The organism is Sorangium sp. So ce385, assembly GCF_051474135.1.
GTDB lineage: Bacteria > Myxococcota_A > Polyangia > Polyangiales > Polyangiaceae > Sorangium > Sorangium cellulosum_D.
In genome coordinates, this window is sequence record NZ_CP150337.1 from 14,046,224 (window position 1) to 14,069,404 (window position 23,181).

General features: G+C 73.0%; 13 protein-coding genes and 1 pseudogene. 10 read left to right on the plus strand and 4 right to left on the minus strand.

Going from position 1 to position 23,181, the window contains the following annotated elements; translation table 11 throughout:
- Window positions 1-72: 72 nt before the first annotated feature.
- Window positions 73-5,499 (minus strand): FG-GAP-like repeat-containing protein, encoded by a 5,427-nt coding sequence (locus tag WME83_RS51440; RefSeq protein WP_437317040.1) that lies wholly within the window; start codon window positions 5,497-5,499, stop codon window positions 73-75.
- A complete protein-coding gene (locus tag WME83_RS51445) occupies window positions 5,499-6,260 on the minus strand; it encodes a SpvB/TcaC N-terminal domain-containing protein (protein WP_437317041.1) in 762 nt (253 codons plus the stop codon). The genes WME83_RS51440 and WME83_RS51445 overlap by 1 nt, the downstream gene beginning before the upstream one ends.
- 471 nt (window positions 6,261-6,731) lie before the next feature.
- On the opposite strand from WME83_RS51445, the gene WME83_RS51450 reads away from it, so the two are divergent.
- The 4 genes from WME83_RS51450 (at window position 6,732) to WME83_RS51465 (ending at window position 12,703) form a co-directional block, all read left to right on the plus strand.
- Window positions 6,732-8,222, plus strand: a complete 1,491-nt coding sequence (locus WME83_RS51450) for a ferritin-like domain-containing protein (protein WP_437317042.1) — start codon at window positions 6,732-6,734, stop codon at window positions 8,220-8,222.
- Between the two features lie 237 nt (window positions 8,223-8,459).
- Window positions 8,460-9,653 carry a PAS domain-containing protein gene (locus WME83_RS51455; RefSeq protein ID WP_437317043.1) on the plus strand — a complete coding sequence of 398 codons (1,194 nt, stop codon included), beginning with the start codon at window positions 8,460-8,462 and terminating at the stop codon, window positions 9,651-9,653.
- A gap of 256 nt (window positions 9,654-9,909) precedes the next feature.
- A complete protein-coding gene (locus tag WME83_RS51460; RefSeq protein ID WP_437317044.1) occupies window positions 9,910-10,848 on the plus strand; it encodes a DUF4142 domain-containing protein in 939 nt (312 codons plus the stop codon).
- Window positions 10,849-11,233: 385 nt separating this feature from the next.
- Window positions 11,234-12,703, plus strand: a complete 1,470-nt coding sequence (locus tag WME83_RS51465; RefSeq protein ID WP_437314353.1) for an IS4 family transposase — start codon at window positions 11,234-11,236, stop codon at window positions 12,701-12,703.
- A gap of 31 nt (window positions 12,704-12,734) precedes the next feature.
- On the opposite strand, the pseudogene WME83_RS51470 reads toward WME83_RS51465, so the two are convergent.
- Together WME83_RS51470 and WME83_RS51475 are read right to left on the minus strand one after the other, a co-directional pair.
- A pseudogene (locus WME83_RS51470) lies at window positions 12,735-12,827 on the minus strand (GNAT family N-acetyltransferase); the annotation flags it as partial.
- 27 nt (window positions 12,828-12,854) lie between these two features.
- Window positions 12,855-14,297 (minus strand): aldehyde dehydrogenase family protein, encoded by a 1,443-nt coding sequence (locus tag WME83_RS51475; RefSeq protein WP_437317045.1) that lies wholly within the window; start codon window positions 14,295-14,297, stop codon window positions 12,855-12,857.
- Between the two features lie 81 nt (window positions 14,298-14,378).
- On the opposite strand from WME83_RS51475, the gene WME83_RS51480 reads away from it, so the two are divergent.
- From WME83_RS51480 to WME83_RS51505, 6 genes are all read left to right on the plus strand, one after another.
- Window positions 14,379-15,800, plus strand: coding sequence for an aminotransferase class III-fold pyridoxal phosphate-dependent enzyme (locus WME83_RS51480; protein ID WP_437317046.1), 1,422 nt, complete (start codon window positions 14,379-14,381; stop codon window positions 15,798-15,800).
- On the plus strand, window positions 15,797-16,780 hold the full coding sequence (locus WME83_RS51485; RefSeq protein ID WP_437317047.1) for a hypothetical protein: 984 nt from the start codon (window positions 15,797-15,799) through the stop codon (window positions 16,778-16,780). The genes WME83_RS51480 and WME83_RS51485 overlap by 4 nt, the downstream gene beginning before the upstream one ends.
- Before the next feature lie 218 nt (window positions 16,781-16,998).
- Window positions 16,999-18,072, plus strand: coding sequence for a formylglycine-generating enzyme family protein (locus tag WME83_RS51490; RefSeq protein WP_437317048.1), 1,074 nt, complete (start codon window positions 16,999-17,001; stop codon window positions 18,070-18,072).
- A gap of 117 nt (window positions 18,073-18,189) precedes the next feature.
- Entirely contained in the window at window positions 18,190-19,641 is a 1,452-nt protein-coding gene (locus WME83_RS51495) for a protein kinase domain-containing protein (protein ID WP_437317049.1), read from the plus strand.
- Window positions 19,642-19,725: 84 nt separating this feature from the next.
- Window positions 19,726-20,781: a tetratricopeptide repeat protein gene (locus WME83_RS51500; protein WP_437317050.1), complete on the plus strand. Its 1,056-nt coding sequence runs from the start codon at window positions 19,726-19,728 to the stop codon at window positions 20,779-20,781.
- A gap of 13 nt (window positions 20,782-20,794) precedes the next feature.
- Complete coding sequence (locus tag WME83_RS51505) at window positions 20,795-23,146, plus strand: DUF2169 domain-containing protein (protein ID WP_437317051.1); 2,352 nt, start codon at window positions 20,795-20,797, stop codon at window positions 23,144-23,146.
- The last annotated feature ends 35 nt before the right edge of the window (window positions 23,147-23,181 follow it).

Genomic DNA, 23,181 nt, shown 5'->3' on the forward strand with positions numbered 1-23,181 from the left:
TCGCCAATTACGTCCTCCGTACCTTGAACCTTCCACCATCCCATTGTTGTGCTCCTCGAGAGAATGCAAAATCTACCGAATGTAGACTTGTGGGTTCAATAGGCTAAAATTCGGTGAAACCGTTCGGGCAATCTCAACAGGTGCCGATATGGACAAAGAGCCGGGCGAGGAGTTGTAGATCATCCTGCCCTCAGACATGGCTTGCCGGATAAGCGAGGTCTCCAGAGACCGTGCTTGTGCATCCGGTAAGAGATCCGAGATCACTTGCATCCCGCGGAAGGGGCCCGGAGGATGAACAGCGTGCTCGCCCAGGCGTCTCAGTGGATTGTTTGAGATTCCATAATATACTGGATCTCCGACATCGTCCACCAGTTGATAGACATACCGGCCAGACGCTCCCCCCCTTATGGCACCTGTGGCGAGGGTCGATTCCTCCGCGAGCGCCCCCAGCCCTCTCCCCGCGCCGAACACGGTGGCGGCACCGAGGATGACGGTCTTCACCCCCGCCGCGCCGGCAGCGCGGTAGTCATCCCGATCGATGGCGAGCGCCGTGTCCGCCGCTCCCCGCCCGATCTGGTAGAGCGGGTTGACGGCGTTCAGCGCGCCGACGACGCCGTCCTCCTTGTACCCGTCCCACACGGCCCGGCCGAGCTCGTACGTGCCGTAGCCGCCGAACGTGAGCGCGCTCAGCACCAGCGACCGCGCGACGCCGAGCGCCAGCTCGCCCGTGCCCTCGCCCGCGCCGAGCAAGCCCTCGCCGACCACGCTGGCGGCGCTCGCGTGCTCCGGCGACGACGGCGCCGGCTGGGGCACGAAGCCCGCGCTGGTGCCGTAGACGCCGACGTCGATCGGCGGCACGGCGCCGCCGACCTCGGCGCCCGCAGCGTTGGCGTCGGCATCGGACCGCGCCTCGTGCTCCGGGAACCTGGCGACCACCACCTCTTCGATCGGCGGCAGCCCCAGCTCGTCCGACGTGAACTCCGCGCCGGCCGCGCGCGATGATCCACCCCGGTCCTCCGGAACCGCCTCCTGAAAGCCGCTCGGGTCGACGTACGCCAGCGGGTTGTTCAGCACGTAGCTGTAGGCGTTCCAGCTCTGGCCGAAGAGCGGCCTGGAGATGACCGGATCGGGCGTCGTGAACCTCCCGATCTTCGGGTCGTACAGCCGCCCCTTCATGTGGACGAGCCCGAGCTCGTCGTCGCTCCCGTGCCCGGTGAACCCGCGCGCCAGCAGCGCCGGCGGCGCCTCCGCTGCCGGCGCGCGCCGCCACGTCACCGGATCTCGGCGTGCGCCGAACGCGTCGTAGCTGCGCCGCTCCACCTCCCTGCCCGCGTCCTCGCCGCGCCCCTCGGTGAGCAGGTCGACCGAGCCGAGGTGGTCGACGTGGATGTACAGCGTCCGCGCCTCCTCGCCGGCCCTCTTCGTGACCACCGCCACGGCGCGCTCGCTGGAGCGCACCGTGTACCGATGCTCCACGGCGCCCGTCGCGAGGTCGGTGACCCGCTCGTACAGGTCGCCGGCATAGACCGTCTGCTCCGCGGGCGTGGTCTTCCTGATCCGCCGCTGATCGCCGTCGTAGTCGACGTCGACCGTACCCGTCCCGCCAGCGAGCGTGATGCTCGCCGGCAAGTCGAACGCCGTGTACCGGATCTCCGCGACGCCCGGCCTCCGGATCTGGTTGCCCACGGCGTCGTACGCGAACACGTCGGCCCCGACCGTCTTCACCGCGTGCGGGTGCTCCGGGTCGTACGTGTACTCGCCGACGTCGGGTTTCTCTCGGATATTCCCGTTCGGCGCGTACGTCGTCTCGAACAGGCAGAACCGCTCATTCCGCGAGGCGCACGTCAGCCGATCGAGCTTGTCGTACCGAAAGTGCTCGGTCCTCTCCAGCCGATCGTCGCGCCGCGAGGTGAGGTTGAGCCGGTCGTCGTACCCGTACCAGAGGTCCTGGAGCACGACGTGGTCCTTCATCGTGGCCACCCGGCGCAGCCGGCCTTTGGTCTCGTGGTACGACCGCTCCGTGGTCACCCCGTTGCCGAACTCTTCAATCCGGATCCGGCCGGCCTCGTCGGTGTCCTCGAGCCGCCAGAACATCTCTCGGGAGCGTTCGTTCCGCAGGCCCACCAGGTGGCCATGCGCATCGAAGATGCGCCGCACCCCGAAGCGCCGCTCCCCCTCCGCCTGTGGGTACCAGAGCCGGAACGGCCGGCTGTGCCCGTCGTAATCGACCGCGGTGGCGAACCGCTCGCCCTCGATCGCCAGCTCCTCCTCGCGCAACCTCCCCAGCGCGTCGTACCGGTACGTCGTCCTGTGCCCTTCAGGGCTGGCCACCTCGGCGAGCTTGCCCACCCCGCGCTCGGCCTCGTCCCAGGTCCAGGTCGTCGTGCCGTCTTCGTCGCTGCGCTCCACGGCCCGGCCGAGGCGGTCGTGCTTCCAGCTCACCTCTCGCCCGAGCGCATCCACCGTCGAGGTCTGCTGGCCGAACCCATCGTAGTGCGCGACGGTCGTCCCGCGATCCGGGTCGATGTGCCGGCGCACCCGGCCGTACGCGTCGCGCTCCGTCGTCGTCTTCGCCCCGCCCGGGTCGGTGACCGTCCACAAGCCGCCGAACGGGCCGTACGCATACGACGTGACGCCCCCTTCCGGATCGACGATCCGCACCGGCCGCCCGAGCGCATCGTTCTCGATCGTGGTCACGCGCCCGCCCGGGCCTTCCACCTCCACCGTCCTGCCGAGATACCGGTAGCGCGTCTCCGCCCCCCACGCCGCGCGATGCCAGGCGATCCGGCCCATCGCGTCGTGCCCGTACGTCTCGTCCTGCATCCGCTCGCGCGGCGTGCCCTCGGCCGCGGGCAGCGACCGCCGCGCCACGCGCTCGCCGCTCTGATCGAACGCGATCTCCTGCACCACGCGCTCCGCCGGCCCGTCGCCGGTGCGCGCCTTGTACGCCCACCCCCGGATCGGCCGCCCAAACCCGTCGAGCTCCACCGTCACGTCGGCGCCGCCGTCGGTCGCGGTCCTGCGCAGCACCCGCCACGCGTCGCCCCGCGGCCCGCCGTCGCGCGTGCGCGAGAGCGTCGCGCGCGTGGTCGTCCCGTCGGGCCGGCGCTCCTCGGTGATGCGCCCGAGGCCGTCGTGCGCCCATTGCGTCGCGAGGCCGTTCGGATCCACCACGGCCTCGATCACCCCGTGGCCCGCGTCGTACCTCGTGTACGTCACGTGCCCTTCCGGGTTCCGCTGCGCGTACGGGAAGATCCCCTCGGCGTCGTACGAGACGCACGCCTTCCGCCGCCCTCCGAAGGCGTCCTCCGCCCTCGTGTGGATCACGTTGCCGAACGCGTCGCGCGTGTACCGCACGCTGACCTGGGTCTCCAGATCGCCGTCGTCGCTGCCCGTCGACTCGGTGCGCACGCGCCCGTGCCGGTCGTACGTGCGCGAGCTCGTGCGGCACTGCTCGATCGACAGCGCGCGGCTGCACTCCTGCTGCGTCTCCAGCAACCCGATGAGCCACGCGTCCTCGTCGTTCCGGAACGTCCGCTTCACCTTCAGCGTGAGGTCGACGCCCGCGGTCGACGTGCTCTCCTCCCGGATGTTGCCGAACGCATCCCACGCGCTCACGAGCCTCTCCGTACGGCTCACGAGCTGCGCCGGCGCATACCACGACTCGCGAACGTACTCTTCCAGCGTCTTGCCGCTGTCCCGCCGGTGCTCGCCCTGCTCCCGCCGCTGCTTTTGATACACCGGCAGCGTGAAGTAGCTCTTGCCGCGGACGGTCAGGATCGCGTGGATCAGCCGCTCGGTATACGAGAGCTCGACCCTGGAAACGCCTTTCTGCGGCGGCTCGGGGGTCCACCGCCATTCCCGGACGACGTGACCCGCCAGGGGAAAGCTGCGGTCCGACGGATCGAACGTGACGTTGTCGAAGAACTCGGCGCTGCCCGCGCCCGAAGCGGCGTCGCGCACGATGCGCGCGCCGAAGCCGAGGAAGCCGCGGCCCAGCCGGTGGTACCTGCCGTTTCTGTAGGCCACCTGGAAGGTGCGCAGCCGATCCGCGCCGTTGTTCAGCGCATACCTGCTCACCACGCGCCGCGGCCCGAGCGCGCACCGCACCGGGTAATCGCACGCGCCGTCGCCCGGCTCGCCGGTGTCGTACCGGGGCAGGTACGTCCTCTTCTCGCCGCGCACGCCCGGCTCTGCGGCCGACAGGTGGCTGTACTCGATCTGCACCTTGGGCACGTGCGCCGCATCCTCCGGGTCGTACGCGCTCATGCCGTCGCTCGCGGTCCACAGGAGGTCCTCCTCGTGCAGCCGGCTGCGGAACACCCGCAGCTCCTTCCCCACGGCCAGCACCACGTCCTGGTTGCCGTCGCCGTCGACGTCGGTGACGCGCGGTGCCCACGGGTGCGCGAGCGTGATCTCGCGGTCGATCAGCACCTCGCTCACGGGCAGGCGCGCGTCGGTCACCACGAAGGTCCCGTCGCCGGTGCTGCCCGTCGCCTGCAAGATCTTCCACAGGACGGGCCCGCCGGGCTCGCGCATCGGCATCAGCAGGTCCTGCCGCCCGTCGCCGTTGTGATCGATCGGCGCCGCCAGCTTTGCGAACGCGTCGGCGTCGAACACGAACGAGGGCAGGCTGCTCACGCCGGCCGCGAAGCCGTCGCCCGTGTTGATGAACGTGCGCAGCTGGCCATCGTCGAAGCCCGTCTCCACCGCGTCCGGCAGCCCGTCGCCGTTCACGTCGAGCAAGATCACCCGCCCGCCGCTGCCGGCCTCGAGCACCGGCAGCCCCGTCGCCCGCTTCGCCCACTCGCCCGGCCGCACGAAGGACAGCGCGTCGAACGTGGTGCCGAACAGGGTCCCGTTGCCCGTGAGCGTCGCCTCGTAGACGAGCAGGTCGACCTTCCCGTCGCCGTCGACGTCGGCGAGGTGCATCTCGGCGTTGCAAGGGTGCCCGCGCAGCGCCGGGATCCGGCTCGGCTCCGGCTCGAAGCCCGACGCCGCCGGACGCCACAGGTGCAGCGTCCACTCGGTGAACACGCTCCCGGTGTCCTCGCACTGGAGCAGGTCGGCGACGCCATCGCCGTCGACGTCGGCGAGGTGCGCCGAGGCGTCGCGGCTGTTCAGATCGAGCGGCGGCGGGGCGTCGGTCCCGAACTTGCGCCGGATTCCGGTGCTCTTCCGCCGGAACGTCCCCTCCGGCGTCGCGAGCAGCACGTGCCAATCGGGATACCGGCCATGGACGTCGTGCAGGAAGATATCCATCCTCCCATCGTCGTTGTAATCGATCGGCCTGCCGAGCTCCGGCTGCACCGGTGACGGCGGCGCGTAATGCATCTCCTGATGCGCGAGCACGAGCGCGCCGAAGGCCGAAGGGCCCCCTTCGGCCATGCGGTTCGGCGCGACGAAGAAATTCGAAATGGGGGTATCGTCGTCGACCGGCAGGTCCAGATCCGTCGTCACGAGGTCGTCGCGCCCGTCGCCGGTCGCATCCATCGTCATCAGGCTGCCGCCGCGCGCGGGTGCCCCGTGTACTCGATCCGCCGCGGCGCGTGCTCGACCGTGTAGCCCTCGCTCGCGCTCGTCTCGTTCTGGTAGCGGATGTCGATCGTATTGCCGCTCCGATCGCTCACCCGCGTCACCCACCATGCGCGGATGACACCCCCTTTCGCGAGCACCTGCCCGCTCGGCTCCCCGCCGTACTCGAGGATGCGCCCCGCCCGGGTGAACACCCGCACTCGCTTCGGCCCTCTCGCCCGGTCCCACCCGTCCTCGTAGCTCGCGATCACCCGCGCGAACGTGTCCGGGACCGTCCGGTACTCGACGACCTCGCCGCCACCGCCGACCTCCACCAGCCGCTTGCCATCGAGGCAGAGCGCGTCGCCCTCGTCGTACCGCACCGCCCGGATCTCGCCGTCCTGCGCCAGGTTCCGCGGACACCGCATCACCGCCGACAGCCCGGTCACGGAGAACCCCATGCCGAGCACGCCCTCACCCGATGCGCTGTCGTACTGCACCGCGAGCTCAGGCTCCATCCCGGCGCGCCCCGGCGGCACGGCGAGCGGAATCGTATACGTCGCCTCTCCGGTGCTCGTCACGCCGAACGACCCGGCGATCGCGCCTGCCTCGACCGTCGCCGAGTGCGGCAGCTCTGCCGGAAATGGCGACGCCGCCTCGTCGGGCTCCGGGCAGGGCGTGTCCGGCAGCTCCAGCCACGAGGCGGGTATCCGCGGCGAATCCGAGCACGCCGTCACGGCGAGCACGCACGCCGCGACGAGCAGCGCTGCCAGGAGCCAGCGATGCGCGCGCCTCTGCTGACCACGAGGGCCGCGAGACCGCCACGGCACACAGGGCGACACGCTGGCGGCAAGAGATGATCTGGCTCTCATTTGCAATGCTCTCCCTGAAAGCGCGCCGCTTCCGTATCTCCGGTGTGGGATGCGATCAACCTCGCTCACGGCTGGCGAACGCCGAGACGACGGAATGGACGTCGAATATCCGTCCCGTCCCCACGAGCGCTCCGAGGAACGTCGGCGCGCTGGCGTGCGGCGCTCCATGCGTGCGATGAGCGATCGCAAAGCAACAGCATCCGGTCACGCCGGCAGCGTCGCGCCGCATGCGCCGAGCTCGCCGACGCTCGCGACCCATGGAGATCGTCCTCGGCGTTCACGCGCACCTCTCGCCGCACCGTGAGCCCGACCGTCGGCCGCGCGCCCCTCTGCTACCCTCGCGGGATGGACCGCCACCGCTCGCTCCGCATGACCCTCCTCCTCGCCGCCGGCGCCGCCGGCTGCTCCAGCGCGAAGAGCCGCGACATCGCGGTCGTCACGCTCGCCGAGCCGCAGGCCACGGCCGACGACGCCGGCGCCGCGGATGACCCGGCGGCGCCCGCGCCCCGGCCGCAGCGCAGCGCGGGCTGGGTGAAGGAAGCGGACGGCACCGTGCACCGCGCGTCGCCGGTCCGCTGCGACGCCACCATCGCGCAGCGCGCGTGCGCCGGCACCGAGCGATCGTTTCAATGCAAGACCGACGCCGACTGCACGGAGGGGCCGCGCGGCAAATGCGTGAGCTCCTTCGGGCAGATAGGCCCCTATTGCGGCTGCGAGTACGCCTGCGAGACCGACGCCGAGTGCGGCCCGTCCGAGGTGTGCGTGTGCAAGGGGACTGGCGCGCTCCGAGAGGAGCACTCCGTCTGCGCGAAGGCCCTGTGCGCGGTCGACGCGGATTGCCCTGGCAGCACCTGCGGCCTGTCGGCGTACTTCAACGGGTGCTGGGAGCAGGTCACGCTCGCCTGCCGGACCAAGGACGACGCTTGCCAGAGCGACGCCGACTGCGCGCCCGACGCGAACCCGGGGGTCGCCTGCGTCGTCCCCGACATCGAGGGAGAGAGCGCGCGCTGGGAGTGTGCCGGGATCTCCTGCGCCATCGGCCGCCCCCTCGTCGTCGAGGGAGCGGCGCGCGCCGCGCCGCGCGCCGCGCGCGACGACTGGCGCGCGCCCGCGGCGCTCGACGTCGCCTCCCTCCCGCCCGAGGTGCGCGAGCGCGCCGCGGCGCACTACGCCGCCGTCGCCGCGCTCGAGCACGCGTCGATCGCGAGCTTCGCCCGCTTCTCCCTGCAGCTCCTCGCGCTCGGCGCGCCGGCCGCCCTCGTCGGCGAGGCGCACCGCGCCGCGCTCGATGAGCTGGAGCACGCGCGCCTCGCGTACGACATCGCCTCGCGCCTCGCGGGCCGGGCGATCGGCCCGGGGCCGCTGCTCGAGGCGGCGACGGCGCCCGTCGGCGCCGGCGTCGCGGAGGTGGTGGAGGCGCTCGTCGAGGAGGGCTGCGTCGGCGAGACGCTGGGCGCCGCCGAGGGCCGGGAGCTCTCGCGGATCGCCGCGGACCCGGCGCTCGCGGCCGCGCTCGCGCGCATCGCCGCCGACGAGGAGCGGCACGCGGCGCTGTCGTGGAGGGCGCTCTCGTGGATGCTCGCGACGTTCGGCGAGCCGGCGCGCGCCGCGGCGGAGCGGGCGTTCTCCCGCGCCGCCGCGCGGTTCGCGGCCGACCCCGCGCCGGGGCTCCTCGCGCACGAGGCGCTCGGCCTGCTCGCGGCGCCCGCGCTCGGGGCGCTGCGCCGCGAGGTGCTCGCCGAGGTCGTCGCCCCCTGCCGCGCGGCGCTCCCGGGGCTGTCGCGCGACAGCGCTCCTGCCGCCCCGTCGAGCTTGCCGCGAGGCGCCTCCGCCTGACCGACGAAAAGCGCGCAGGCCGCCGCAACGGTGGCTCCGATGACGCGCGCCCGCGGAGCGACATCATGAGTTGCCTGACAGCGCTGTAGCCCGAGCGGTGATGTCGCCTCCGCGACGCGGCAGACGGAGCGCGGACTGGCGAAGAGGCGCGCGCGTCGGCCGAGCGAACGCGCTTCTCAAGCGAGACGGGCCTCTGCTACAACGCGACCTCGTCGCTCGCGTGCGCTGGGAGGGAACGTGGCGGACCAGGGATCATCCAAGGATTCACTTCAAGCATTCTTCGCTTCCTGCCCGGACATGCTGTTCGTCGCAGGACGGGATGGCAGCCTGCAGCAGGTCAGCGGAGCGCTGCGGCGCGCCCTGGGTCCGGCGGCCGCGCCGGGGGCGACGCTCGCGTCGCTCGTCGACGAGGCCGATCGGGAGCCGCTCGCGGCGGCCTGGTCACGGCTGCAGCAGAGCGCGGAGCCGCTCCGGCTCGCCCTGCGCTTCCGCGACGCGCGCGGCGCCGAGCAGGCCCTGACGTGCAGCGCGACCCAATCGCCCGACGGCGACGCGATCTACGGCTCGCTCCAGAGCGCGCCCGCGCCGGAGGCGAGCCGCTCGCTGAAGGAGCGCATCCTGGATCAGGTGGTCGCTCACCTCCCCATCGCGCTCTGGGCGGTCGATCGCGAGGGCAGGTTCGGCTACCAGGAGGGCAGGGCGCTCGAGAAGCTCGGCCTTACGCCGCACCAGTGCGACGGCGTGAGCCTCTTCGAGGCGCAGGAGGGGAGCGAGCTCGCCGGCGAGGTGAAGCGAGCGCTCGCCGGGGAGCCGATCCACACCTGCGATGAGGTGCAGGGCGCTCACTGGGACAGCTGGGTCGTCCCGCTCCGCGGCGGCGGCGGCGAGATCGAGGGGGCGGTCGGGGTGGCGCTCGACATCTCGCCGGCGAAATCCGCCGAGGAGGAGCTCCGCTCGCGGCTGCGGCAGATCGAGAAGCAGCAGGAGGTGATCCGCAATCTCTCGACGCCGATCATCGAGGTGTGGAGCGGGGTGCTCACCCTGCCGATGGTCGGCATCGTGGACAGCGTGCGGACCGCGGACGTGATGGACAGCGTGCTCCAGCGCATCGTCGAGCAGCAGGCGCGCTTCGCCATCCTGGACCTCACCGGCGTCGAGATGGTGGACACGCGGGTGGCGAGCCACCTGATCGAGCTCGTGACGGCGATCCGGCTCCTCGGCGCCGAGGGGATCGTGGCCGGCATCAAGCCGAACGTGGCCCAGACGATGGTCGCGCTCGGGCTCGATCTCTCGCAGATCGTCACGCAGCGGAACCTGCGGGCCGCCCTCAGCTACTGCATCCGGAAGATGAACCCCCCGCAACTCACGCCCTCGCCGAGCCCCGCTCTTGTCAGCGCCAAGCAGAGCTCCGCGACCGCGGAACGCGGGTAGATCCCGTTGTGCGTGCCGGGGTCACCCCTTCGGTGGATTCGGCATCATGTGGGATGAACGGGGCGATTCTCGAAGCGTGCGTTCGAAGCAGATTCGCCACGGTCGTAGCAAGTTGCCACAGTGTGGGCGGCTACGGTCCCCAGGATTTCGGGGAAAAACGTGCTGTCGTCTTGTGCACCGATTTTGCACACGGGCCGGCACCTGAACACACCTGAGGAGGTCCTTATCTATGGTCGTATCGCGCAACGTTCTCGTCTTGACGGTCGGTCTTGCTCTCGGCGCCGGTTGCTCCAACCAGCCCGCGGCGAGCGACCCGAGCACGGTGAACGCACCGCCGCCGGCCCCGACCCCGGCTCCGACCACGCCGCCGGAGACGGCGCCGGCCCCTCCGCCGAGCGCTGACGCGCAGGCGGGGACGGCGCAGCCGGATGCCACCACGAGCACGACGCCGAGCGCGCCCGCGGAGGCGCCGCTCACCGACGAGCAGATCGTCGCCGTGCTCGACGCCGCGAACAAGAAGGAGATCGACGAGGCGCAGCTCGCGCAGACCAAGGCCAAGAACAAGGACGTGAAGGCCTACGCCAGGGTCATCGTCCAGCACCACAACGATGCGAAGGCGAAGCAGGCCAAGCTGGTCAAGAAGCTCGGCATCACGGCGGCCGAGTCGGACAAGAGCAAGCAGCTCGCCACCGAGACGCAGCAGGCGGTCGAGCAGCTGAAGGCCCTCCAGGGTGCCGACTTCGATCAGCAGTTCGTGCAGCTCATGGTCAAGGACCACCAGACGACGCTCGACCTCATCGATCGGCGCATCCTGCAGGACGCGAAGAACGCGGATCTGAAGGCGATGCTCGAGAAGGATCTCCGGCCGACGATCGAGAAGCACCTGAAGGACGCGGAGGCGCTCGCGCAGAAGCTCGGCCCTGCGGGGGCCACGGGCGCGGGCGCGACGACCGGCGCGACGGGCGCTGCGGCCCCGGGGGGCGCGAGCGGCGCTTCCACGACGGCGGGCGCCGGGGCCCAGGGCGGCACGACCGGCGCACAGCGCGCCGCCGGCGCGCAGTCGGGGAACCAGGCCGGCCAGACCGGCGTGACGGCGGGGAGCCCGGGCGGCCAGGGCGGCGTGCAGCCGCCGGCGGCGACCCCGGCCGCCGGCGCCGGCGCGGGCACGAAGGGGGCCTCGCCCGGGACGAAGTAGTCCCCGCGGCCCACGGCATCGTCAGGGCGGGCGCGCGGTATCGATCGTGCGCCCGGGGTGGCGATAGAGACGCGCGCAGCTGGTCCGGGGACCGGCTGCGCGCGTCGCCGTTTCTGCGGCATCGGGTCGGAAAGGACTCGATGTCGAATCGTATCGTCTTCGTTCCCCGTCTCCGTCCCCGTCTCCCGTCTTCCGTCTTCCGTCTCCCGTCTTCGTCTCCCGTCCCCCGTCCCCCGTGCGCGTCCTTCGTGCGCGTGCGCGTGCGCGTGCGCGTGCGCGATTCTTCGGAATTAGCGTGCACGCGCACGCGCACGCCTGAAGATCCCGCACATCTTGATCCTTTTCGTCCGCGCCAAGCGTCCGAAAGGAGATGAGAAATTCGGGTTTGTCAGCGGCGGCACAGTCGATCGCCGATGAGTTCCAGGCGGTACAGCTGGGCGATGCTCGCCTTCACGAGCGTGTCCGCCGGATCGTGACGCGGCTCAGCGAGTCCCCTGGGGATAGTCTTCCCGACGCGATGAAGACGGACGCGGAGCTGGAGGGGCTCTACCGCCTCCTCGGCAACAAACGCGTCGCGTATGGTGCGCTCGTGAGAGCGCACGCGGAGCAGACCGTCGAACGCATGGCCGGGCATAGGACGGTCCGTGCGGTGCACGACACGACCGAGTTCGAGTTCGACGGCGAGGTCGAGCGCAAGGGGCTCGGCCCGCTGCGTGGCCGCAGCGAAGCGCGCGGCTTCTTTGCGCACGCGACGCTGGCGGTGGCCGAGGATGCGGTCAACCTGCCGCTCGGTCTGATCGGGCTGGAATGCTGGGCACGCACGAGCTCGCCGCGGTCCGGGCAGCGCAAGAAAAAGCTGAACGGCGGCGACTACGCGCGCATCGACGACAAGGAATCCACCCGCTGGGCGCGGCAAGTGGAGGAGGTCGAGCGAACGGTCGAGGGTCGCTGCTCGCTGGTGCACGTGATGGATCGCGAGGCGGATGCCTACCCGCTCTTGAGCGCGATGAGCCAACAAGGCCGGCGCTTCGTCGTACGCGTTGCGCGTGACCGGCTGGTGTGGGAGCTGGATGACCAGGACGAGCCGCTCGAGGACATCGGCCTGATGCCACTGAGCGAGGCGCTGGGCGAGCTGCCCATCAAGCTGGAGCGCGAGGTCGCGCTCTCCAAACGCCGCGCCAGCTCTGCGCCACGGCAGGGGCGCGCGCATCCCGACCGCCACGCTCGGCCGGCGACGTTGGGCATCAGCGCCACGCGCTTGGCGCTGCGGCGCCCGCCGTACCTGTCCGAGCAGATGCCCCACGAGCTCGGGGTAAACCTCGTGGTCGTGCGGGAGCTCGATGCGCCTGCCGGACAGGAGCCGGTAGCTTGGGTGCTGGCCACCAACGAGCCGATCCAGACCAAGGAGCAGATCGCAGCGGTGGTCGACCACTACCGCGCCCGATGGCTCATCGAGGAGTTTTTCAAGGCCCTGAAGACCGGCTGCTCCTTCGAAACGCGCCAGCTCGAGAGCTTTGAGAGTCTGACGAACGCGCTGGCCCTCTTCGTCCCGATCGCCTGGCAGATGTTGCAGCTGCGCGCGCTGTCGCGGCTCCGACCCAACGCTCCGGCCGACGAGGTGCTCAACCCAGCGCAAACGGCGCTGCTACGGCAGTTTCAGCCCAAGAAGATGCCCACCGAAGGCGCCACCGTGCGCGACGCGCTCTATGCCGTCGCTGGCCTTGGAGGTCACCTCAAGCAGAACGGTGCGCCCGGATGGCAGACGCTTGCGCGAGGCATGCAAACCTTGTTGACGTTGGAAGCCGGCTGGAATGCCGCGGCCGAGATTTCCCGCCAAACTATGGGGAAGATGTGATCAATCCTCAGACGCGCACGCGCACGCGCACGAAGACGGAAGAGGGGAGACGGAAGACGGAAGAGGGGAGAGGGAAGAGGGGAGAGGGAAGAGGGAAGAGGGAAGAGGGGAGAGGGAAGGAAGGCAGCTTCAACCCATCCTCGCTCCCGGCTCAGCCCAGCGCCACCCAGACCGACTTGAGCTGCGTGAGCTCATCCAGCACCGCCCGCCCGTTCTCCCGCCCGAAGCCCGACTGCTTGTATCCGCCGTACGGGCTCGCCGCGTCGAACCGGTTGTACGTGTTGATCCAGATCGTCCCCGCCGCGAGCCGCGCCGCCAGCGCGTGCGCCTTGCCCACGTCGCGCGTCCAGATGCCCGCCGCCAGGCCGTACTCGGTCGCGTTCGCGACGCGCGCCGCCTCCTCGACGTCGTCGAAGGGGATGACCGCCAGCACCGGGCCGAAGATCTCCTCGCGGGCGATGGCCATCGACGGAGACACCGCCGAGAACACCGTCGGCTCCACGAAGTACCCCGGCCCCTCGCGGCGCCCGCCGATCTCGCGGCGCGCCCCCTCGGCCGCGCCCCGATCGATGTAGCCGAGCACCTTCGTGAAGTGCGCCTCGGAGACGAGGGGACCCATCTGCGTCGACGGATCCAGCGGATCGCCCGGCACGAGCCGGCGCGCGCCGCTCGTGACCGTCTCCAGCACGCGATCGTGCACCGACCGCTCGACGAGGAGCCGGCTCCCCGCCGTGCAGAGCTCGCCCTGGTTGTAGAAGATGGCCGTCACCGCCGCCTTCGCCGCGCTCTCCACGTCCGCGTCCGCGAAGACGATGTTCGGGCTCTTGCCGCCGAGCTCCAGCGACAGCTTCTTCAGCGTGCCCGCCGCCGCGCGCATGATCGTCCGGCCCGTCTCCGTGCCGCCCGTGAACGAGATCTTCGCGACCCTCGGGTGCTCCACGAGCGCCGCGCCCGCCTCCTCGCCGTGCCCCGTGACCACGTTGACGACGCCCGGCGGCACCCCCGCCTCCGCGAGGATGCGCGCGAGCTCCAGCGTCGTCAGGCTCGCCTCCTCCGGCGGCTTGACCACCACCGTGTTGCCCACCGAGAGCGCCGGCGCCACCTTCCGCGCCGCGAGCAGCAGCGGGAAATTCCACGGGATGATCGCGCCGATGACGCCGAGCGGCTCGCGCACCGTGTAGTTCAAGAACGGCCCCCGCACCGGGATCGTCTCGCCGCCGAGCTTCGTCGCCCACCCGGAGAAATAGAAGAACGTGTCCGCCGTCCGCGGCACGTCGATCGTCCGCGCCGCCGTGATCGGCTTGCCCGTGTCCACGGCCTCGAGGCGCGCGAGCTCCTCGCTCCGCGCGAGGATCAGCTCCCCAGCCTTCCACAGGATGCGCGCGCGCTCGTTCGGATCCATCGCCGCCCAGCGCGGAAACGCCGCGCGCGCGGACGCGACGGCGGCGTCGACGTCCTCCCGCCGGCCGCGGGCGAGCCGCGCGAGCGACCCGCCGGTCGCGGGGTTCGCGGTCTCGAACGTCTCGCCGGAGAGGGCCTCCCTGTCGGCGTTGTCGATCCAGAGCTTCTTCACGGTCTCGCGCGTCTCGGGCATGCCCTCGTCGTAAACCCGCGCACCCGGGCACGGCAAGCGGCGATGACACGGGCCCTGCCGTGCGGGATACTCGTCCTGCCCATGGACCTCTCCGACCGCCCCACGCTGCCGTCCGTCCCTCCGCGAAGAGTCGTCACCGAGCTGCCGGGGCCGAAGGCGCGCGCCTACATGGCGCGCGGCGGCTTCGACATGCAGTCGCGCTACCGCGCCGTCGTGATGGACGACACCGCGAGCCGGGGGTGCTCGCTCGTCGACGTGGACGGCAACGTGTTCCTCGACCTGTTCGCGAACTTCGCGCTCGGCGCGCTCGGCTACAACCACCCCGCGCTCGTCGAGGCGGCCCACGGCGAGGCGTTCATCCGCGCCGTCGCGAACCCGACGTCGACGCCGTTCGTGACGACGCCGGCCTGGTTCGAGTTCGTGGAGGCGCTCGAGCAGCGGTACGCCCCGCGCGGCATGGCGCGCGTCTTCTGCGTGGACGCGGGGGGCGAGGGCGTCGAGTCGGCGCTCAAGGCGGCGTTCATCCGGCACGGCGAGCGCCGCCGGGAGGCCGCCGGCCTGCCGAAGAACCCGCTGGAGCTGCCGGAGGAGCAGCAGCAGCGCATCCTCGACAACGCCGGGACCGACGCGGTCGTCGTGTCGTTCTCCGGCGCGTTCCACGGCCGCGGCCTCGGGCCGATGTCCGCGACGCACTCCAAGGTCATCCACAAGGCCGACCTGCCCGCGTTCCCCTGGCCCACGGCGCCGTTCCCCGCGAGCCGCTTCCCGCTCGCGCGCTTCGCCGACCAGAACGACCGCGCCGAGGCCGAGGCGCTCGCCGCCCTGGAGCGGCTCCTCGACGCGCACCAGGGCAGGGTGGCGGCCGTGATCGTCGAGCCCGTGCAGTCCGAGGGCGGCGACCGGCACGCGAGCCCGGTCTTCTTCCGCCGCGCGCAGGAGCTCGCCGGCAAGGCGGGCGCGGCGTTCATCCTGGACGAGGTGCAGACGGGCCTCGGGATCAGCGGCACGCTGTGGGCGCACGAGCAGCTCGACCTGCCGCGCCCGCCCGATCTGATGTGCTTCGGCAAGAAGATGCAGATGGGCGGGTTCTTCGCGACGTCGGCGTACGACGTCGCGCAGTTCGGGCGCATGTACCAGACGCGCAACGGCGACCGCGCGCGGGCCGCGGTCGCGCTGGCGACGCTCCGCGCGATCGAGTCCGAGCAGCTGCTCGCCAACGTGCGCGCGACCGGCCGCCACTTCCTCGCGCGGCTCGAGGAGCTCTGCGAGCGCTACCCCGCGCTCGCGACCGAGCCGCGCGGCCGCGGCTTCCTGCTCGCGTTCGACCTGCCGACGACCGCGGCGCGCGACGACTTCCTCGCGCGCGCGCTCCGCCGCGGGGTGTTCGCGAGCTACACGGGGACGCGATCGGTGCGGCTCCGCCCGCACCTCATCACGACGACCGCGGACGTCGACGAGGCGGCCTCGGTGTTCGACGCCGTGCTGCGCGAGATGGCCGGATGATCGTCGACCCGCGCGACGTGCGCCCGGGGGAGGGGCCGGAGAAGGTCGCGCGGGCGCTCGCGCGGTTCTCCGTGGTCGAGGCGCAGGACGACGCCGCGTTCGACGAGGGCTACCGCGCGCTCGACGAGGTCTTCGGGCCGAAGGGCGAGATCGAGCGCCGCGAGGTGCTCGCGGCGTGGTTCGCCGGGCAGCACACGGACCCGGCGGCGCCGATCGAGGCGAGGTACCACATGCTGCTCGCGCGCAGCGTGGACGACGGGCGCCTCGCCGGCGTGCGCGACGGCTACGTCACGCTCGACCGCGCCGCGCGGCGCTGCGTGATGCTGCTCTCGCACGCCCTCGTCCTGCCGGCGTACCGCCGCTCCGGCCTCGCCGCCCTGCTGCGCGCGGCGCCCGTCGCGCTCGCGCGCCGCGCGCTCGAAGGCGCGGGGCTCGGCGGCGGCGGCGCGGAGGTGATGCTCGCCGCCGAGATGGAGGCCGTCGACCCGGACGACCGCGACACGGTGGTGCGGCTCATCGCCTACGGCCGCGCGGGGTTCTCGATCATCCCGCCGGCGGTGCTCCCGTACGCGCAGCCCGATTTCCGCGACCTCGCGGCGCTCGGCGTGGCGCCGGTGCCGCTGCCGCTGCTCGCGGTGGTGCGCCAGGTCGGCGAGGAGGGGCGCGACGACATCCCGCGCGCCCGGGCCGAGTCGTTCCTGCGCCACTACCAGGCCGTCCACGCCGCCGAGGTGAGCCAGGGCGAGCTCGCGCCGATCCGCGAGAACGCGCTCGCGCGCCTCGCGGCGTTCCCGGGCGAGCGCGTGCCCCTGATCCGGATCCCGCAGGGCACGGATGAGATCGCCGGCTTCGCGCCGGTGCTCCGGAGCGCGGTGATGCCGCTGTTCCCGCCGGCGTGGCGCGGCAAGGCGCCGCTCGACGCGCCGGACCGGGAGCTCGAGCGGCTCGTCGCCGCGTGGTCCTCGGGCGAAGGCGCATAACGCGGCAGCTCGGCAGCTCGGCAGCGCGGCGAACGCGGCAGCTCGCCCCGGGCGGCGCGCCCTGCGCCGCAGCGCGGGAGCATGGATATCTGCTATGGGTGGAGTTTCCGCCGAGCCGCGCGGTGCGTGAGCGGCGCGGCACGGCGCCGCCGTGATCGCGAGACGCCCGGGCGGGCGCAGGCGCGAGGGGCGCGGCGGAGAGGAACACCAGGAGAGCGATGGGTCGTCGAGGGTACGTGAGGTGGTTGGGGGCAGCGTGGGTGATCGTGGCCTGGGGGTGTACGGCGCTCGCGGGGGTGAATGAGGACTATTATGTGATGAGCGACGAGGCCGGCGGCGGAGGCGGGACCGCGGCCAGCGTCGGCGGCGGCGGAGCGGGCGACGGCGGGGCGGGTGACGGCGGGGCGGGCGGCGGCGGCGGAGCCGAGGAGAGCGCGCCGAGCTGCCGCGCGCTGGCGGCCACGTGCGGGCCGCTGCAAGACGAGGATTGCTGCGCGAGCCGGCCGGTGCCCGGAGGGAGCTTCGATCGGAGCAACGACCCCGCGGCTCCGGCGCAGGTGAGCGACTTCTCCCTGGATCGATTCGAGGTGACGGTGGGCAGGTTCCGGGCGTTCGTGGAGGCCTATCCGGACAGCCGGCCTGCCAGCGGGGCGGGGGCGCACCCGCGGATCGACGGGAGCGGCTGGGATCCGGCGTGGGACGCGGATCTGCCCGCGGATCAGGGCGCGTTGACGGCGGCATTGAAGTGCCATTCGTCATCCATCCCGACGTGGACCGATACCGTCGCGTCGAACGAGGAGCTGCCGATCAACTGCCTGAGCTGGTTCATGGCGTTCGCGTTCTGCGCCTGGGATGGAGGCCGGCTGCCCACGGAGGCGGAGTGGAACTACGCGGCGGCAGGCGGCGCCGAGCAGCGGGTGTATCCGTGGTCGCAGCCGCCGAGCGATACGACCCTCGAACCGGACCGCGCGGCGTATGCGTGCGTCGTGGATGGCGCCATGGGATGCACGGACGCGGATTACCTGAGCGTCGGGCAGACATCGCCGCAGGGCGACGGGCGATGGGGCCATGCGGACATGGCAGGGAACATGTGGGAGTGGGTGCTGGACTGGCAAGCGGCGTATTCGGAGCCGTGCGACGATTGCGCCCAGCTGACGCCCGACACGAGCCGCGTTTACCGCGGCGGAGCGTGGGATGTTCAGACGCCAGCGCTGCGCTCGTCCGCTCGCTTCGGCGACGCGCCAGGGACGCGGTGGTACAACCACGGAGTCCGATGTGCGAGGACGCCGTGACCCCGCGCGCCGGGGTAAGATGTTCTCTCCTGCCGAGTCGTCTCCTCCGCTGCGCCGCCGGAGCGCACGATTCTTACCGTCCTTGACGCTATCGTCCGTTCACGGCACTCTGACTCGGTGTCGGCCAGCTTCCCCGAAGGCACGCTCTTTGCGCGCCGCTACCGCGTCGTGCGGCTCATCGCGGCGGGCTCGATGGGGACGGTCTACGAGGTGATGCACCTCGGGACGGAGCGGCGCCGGGCGCTGAAGGTGATGCACGCGCACCTGTTCCAGCAGGCGGATATGCGCGAGCGCTTCCTGCGCGAGGCGCGGATCGCGGCGAACGTGCAGAGCGACTACATCGTCGACGTCTTCGACGCGGAGGTCGACGAGGCGACCGGGATGCCCTTCCTGGTCATGGAGCTGCTCCGGGGCGAGTCGCTCGCCGAGCGGCTCGAGCGCGTCGGGGGCCTGCCGCCCGCCGAGGTGATGACCTACCTGACCCAGATCGCGCGGGTCCTCGACCAGACGCACGCAGCGTCCATCGTGCATCGGGACCTGAAGCCCGAGAACGTGTTCCTCACGCAGCGGCAGGACGGGACGCCGTGCGTGAAGATCCTCGATTTCGGGATCGCGAAGCTCGTCGCGGAGGGCACGGGCGCGGCCGGCGCCACGCGCACCCTCGGGACCCCGCTCTACATGGCGCCCGAGCAGTTCCGCGCCCGCTCGCGGCTCACGGGCGCGGCGGACATCTACGCGCTGGGCATGATGGCGTACTCGCTGCTCGTGGGGATCCCTTACTGGGTCGCGGAGGCGAGCAGCGCGGAGGACGTGATCGGCTTCGCGATGGTGGCCGTCGGCGGCCCGGGGGAGCCTCCGGTGCAGCGGGCGGCGGCGCAGGGCGTGGCCCTGCCGCCGGGGTTCGACGCGTGGTTCTTCCGGGCGGCGGCGGTGGACCCGGCGGCGCGGTTCCGCACGGCGACGGAGGCGGTGCAGGCCCTCGGCGACGCGCTCGGCCTCGCCGCGAGCGGCGCGCTCCCTGCGGCCCTCGCGGGCGCTTCGCCCGGGGCCGGCGCGAGCGTCGCCGCGACGGCCCCCGTACCGGCGGTCGGCCCGGAGCGCGAGCGCGCCTCCGTCGCGCCGCGGCCGCCGTTCGCGGGCACCTCGATGGGCGCCGCCGCGATGTCCGTGCCGGCGCGGCCGCGGCGGGGACCGCTCACCGCGGCGCTCGTGCTGCTCGGGTTCGGGGCGCTCGGCGTGGCGGGCCGCGTCGCGCTCCACGGGCTGAGCGACGGCGCGCCGGCCGGGGTCGCGACGCCCGAGGTCGCGGCGGCGAGCCCGGGCGCCGTCGGGGCGAGCGCGGCGCCGCCGCCCGGGGCCGCGGTCGTGTCCCCCGTCGCCGCGGAGCCGCCCGGCGCGCCGGAGGCGGCGAGCGCCGCGCCGGAGGAGGCGAGCGCTGCGCCGGCCGCGCCTGCGAGCGCGAGCGCGGGCGCTGGCGCGTCCGCGAGCGCGGCGCCGAGGTCGGCGGCGAGCTCCCAGCGGCCGCCGCCTCCGCCGAAATCGCCTCGCCGCCTGTTCGGGCGAGACTGAGGCGCCATGTGCTCTGCGACGCCCCTCGCGCCCCAGCCCACGCCGCACGGTGCGCGCCCCGTCGCCCGCTGAAATGAGCGACTCATGATCCGTTCGTCCCGCAGGTATCCGCATCTCCTCTGGGCCATCCTCCCTCTCGTCGTCTCCACGCCGGCGCTGGCGCAGGACATCGCGTCCGCGGAGGTCCTCTTCGAGCGCGGCCTCGCCGACATGGATGCGGGCCGGTACGAGACAGGCTGCAAGGCGCTCGCGGAGAGCCAGCGCCTCGATCCCCGGCCGGGCACGCTCTTCACGCTGGCCTTCTGCGAGTCGAAATGGGGCCGCGTCGCGACCGCGGTGGCGCGCCTCGGCGATTACCTGAGGCTCGTGGAGGGGCTGCCTCCGGATCAGAAGGCCCGGCAGCGCGAGCGGGCGGAGGCGGCGGCCGCAGAGCGCGCGCGGCTGGCCCCGCGCGTGCCGGAGCTCACGCTGTCGCTGCCCCCAGGGGCCCCGGCGGGCACGGTGGTGACGCGCGACGGCCTCGTGCTGGGCGAGGCCTCGATCGGCGTCGCGCTGCCGGTCGATCCGGGAGAGCACGTGGTGTCGACCCGGGCTCCGGGAGGCCCCGTATGGGAACAGCGCATCGCGATCGCCGAGCGCGAGAAGAAGCAGATCGCGCTCGAGGTGAAGCGCGCGACAGGGGCGGTCGCGCCGGCGCCGCCCTCTCCCGGCGGCGAGGCCGCGGCCGCCCCGGCGCCCTCTCCGGGCGGCGAGGAGGTCTCGTCGGGGCGGCGAGCGGCCGTGTACGTGGCGGGCGGGGTCGGCGTCGCGGGGGTCGTCCTGGGCGGGGTCATGGGGGCGCTCACGTTCGGCCAGCGGGGGACCATCGCGGATCACTGCGGCGCCGGCGTCGGAGCCCGCGACGCGAGGGCGTGCGATACGACGGGGTACGACGCGGCGCAGAGCGCGAGCACGACAGGCCTCCTGAGCACCATCGGCTTCGGCGTGGGGCTGGCCGGGCTGGGCGCGGCGGCGGTGCTCTACTGGACCGAGCCGAAGGGCGCGAGCCCGAAGGCGGGCGCGGCGCCGACGTGGGTCAGCACGGGCGTGCTCGCGGCAGGTCCCGCGGGAACGGTGGTGGGGGTCCGCGGGGCGTGGTGAGCGGAGGGCCGTCGTGACGCTCCACGGGCCGGTCCGGCCTGCGCTCGCGCCCGATCAGGTGATCGCGCTGCCCGGCGCGGCGGCCGCCGCGGTCGCGTGGCGGACCCGGGGGCAGCTCCACGTCACCGTGATCGCGAAGGCGACGTTCGCGTTCGCGCACGACGCGGAGATGCCGAGGACCGCGCCGCAGGAGATCGTCGACGCGGAGGTCCATCACGGGAACGACCCGTCGAGGAGCGTCCGCTTCACGAGCGACCTCGTCCCCTACCTGGGGCGCGCCGATGTGGTCTTCACCGGACACGCCCACGCGCCGCCCGGGACCTCGGTGCTCTCGTTGCCGGTGCGCCTCGCGGTCTTCGACCAGGGCCGTGAGGTCCTCGACAAGCGCCTGCTCGTCCAGGACAGGGCTCCCTTCCGGTCGTCGCCCGTCGTGTACGAGCGGGCGGTCCGCGGGGCGAACGGGCAGGAGAACCCGCTCGGCGTCGGTGCGGGCCCGGCCCCGGAGCCGCCGACCCTGGTCGACCCCCAGGCGCCCCAGCGGCCGGCGGGATACGGCCCGATCGCGCGCGCGTGGCCTGCGCGCGCGAGGCTGCTCGGGAGCACGCCGCGATCGAGGATCGACGGCCCCATCCCGGAGATCCCGGAGCATTTCGACTGGTCTTACTTCCAGTCGGCGCCTCCGGATCAGAGGGTCGATTTCCTGCGCGGCGGGGAGTGGATCGTGCTCCAGGGGCTGCATCCGACGGTGCCTCACCTGAGGATGCGCCTGCCCGAGGTGCGGGGCCTCGCGCGCGTCCACGGCCTCTCCGCCTTCGGGGTGAGCGACGGCCAGGCGCTCGCCCTGCAGGCCGACACGCTGCGCATCGACGGCGACGAGCAGCGCTGCACCCTGGTGTTCCGGCGGAGCTTTCCCCTCGCGAGCGAGGCCGCGCTCGCGAGGGTGCGCGTCGTCGCGGGCGTCGAGCAGGCCGGAGCGGCCCTCGCGTGGCCCTCTCGGCTCGACGACCGCGCCCTGCCGGGGCAGGGCGCCGCCCCCGCGAGCGGCGTCGCGCCCGCTGCGGTCGCGGTCGCGCCGGGCGCGATCGGGAGCGCGCTGAGAGGCGTGGCCGCGGCCGCGATGACGGCCGAGATCGCGGAGGGCGCGCTGCCCGCCGCGCCGCGTCCGGTGCACCCGTTCCGCCCCGAGGGCGCGCCGGTCGGCCCGGTGGGCGGCGACGCTGCGCCGGTGCAGGCGCCGGCGCAGCGCCCTGGCCCGAGCGCGCCCGCGGACGAACGAGGAGCAGCGCCGCGCCCCGCCCGCGGAAAGGCGCCGCTCTGGGCTCGCTCCACGCTGGACGTCGGAGAGCTGCCGGACCAGGCGCCGCAGGGCGCGCGCGCCCTCCCGTTCCAGGTGCGGCCTGCCGGCGGGCTGCTGCCGGCGCCGCCGCTGAGCGCCGTTGCGGCGCGCGCGCTCAAGGTGCGCATCGCTTCGGGCACGGCGGAGGTCTCGGTCGATCGGCCCGAGGGCGCCGACTCCGGGAGCGCGCTGCCGTTCGTTCCGCCCGCCGTGCTCCCGGCGCCGGCTCACGGGGCCGGGACGGCGCCGGAGCCCCCCCTGCAAGGCGTTGCGGACGAGGACACCTGGGCCTCCTGGGACGCCGCTCCCGGTCCGGGATCCGGCGCGCCGGCGCCGCTGCTCCTCGCAGCGGGCGAGGCTCCGCCGGGCGCCTCGCCGGCAGCGGCGTGGGCCGCTCCGGCGCCGACCCAGTACACCGCGTGGCCGGCCGAGCCGGCGCTGCTGACGCCCGCCGCCGAGCCCGCGCCGGCCGCGCCGGCCGCGCCGGCGCCGGCCCCCGGCACGGTGCCGTACTTCAGCCCGGAGGCGATCGCGCGCCCGGCGGCGCCGGCCGCGCCGGAGCCACCGGCCGCCCCGGAGCCCGGGCCCGCGCCGCCCGAGCCCGACCCGGCCGACTTCCCGCTCGAGCGCTTCGCCGCCATCACCGCCGAGATCGCGGAGGCGCGCGCCCCGCGCGCGGAGGTGCTGGCCGCCCACGAGCTCGGCGGGCCCGCGTGGAGCGCGATCGACCGGCACTGGACGGCGGCGCTCAAGAAGGACGCCGCGCACGGCGCGGGCCGCCTGCGGAGCGCGTACGACGGCGCCTACGTGGCCGCCGTGGAGCGCTTCCGCGGGCCGATCACCCCGGCGGAGTACGCGCGCCTCGTCGTGGGCGTGGAGCGCAAGCAGAGCGACGGCGTCCTCGACGAGCTCGGGATCCAGCGCCCGGCGCTGATGCACGTGATGCGCGTCTGGACGAAGAAGGTGGCCGCGGATCCGAGGCTCTTCGGCGAGGTGGGCGCGGCGCTCACCGCGCTGCGGGCGCGGTGACGTGACCGTCGCGAACGACCTCTGGCCAGGAGGGC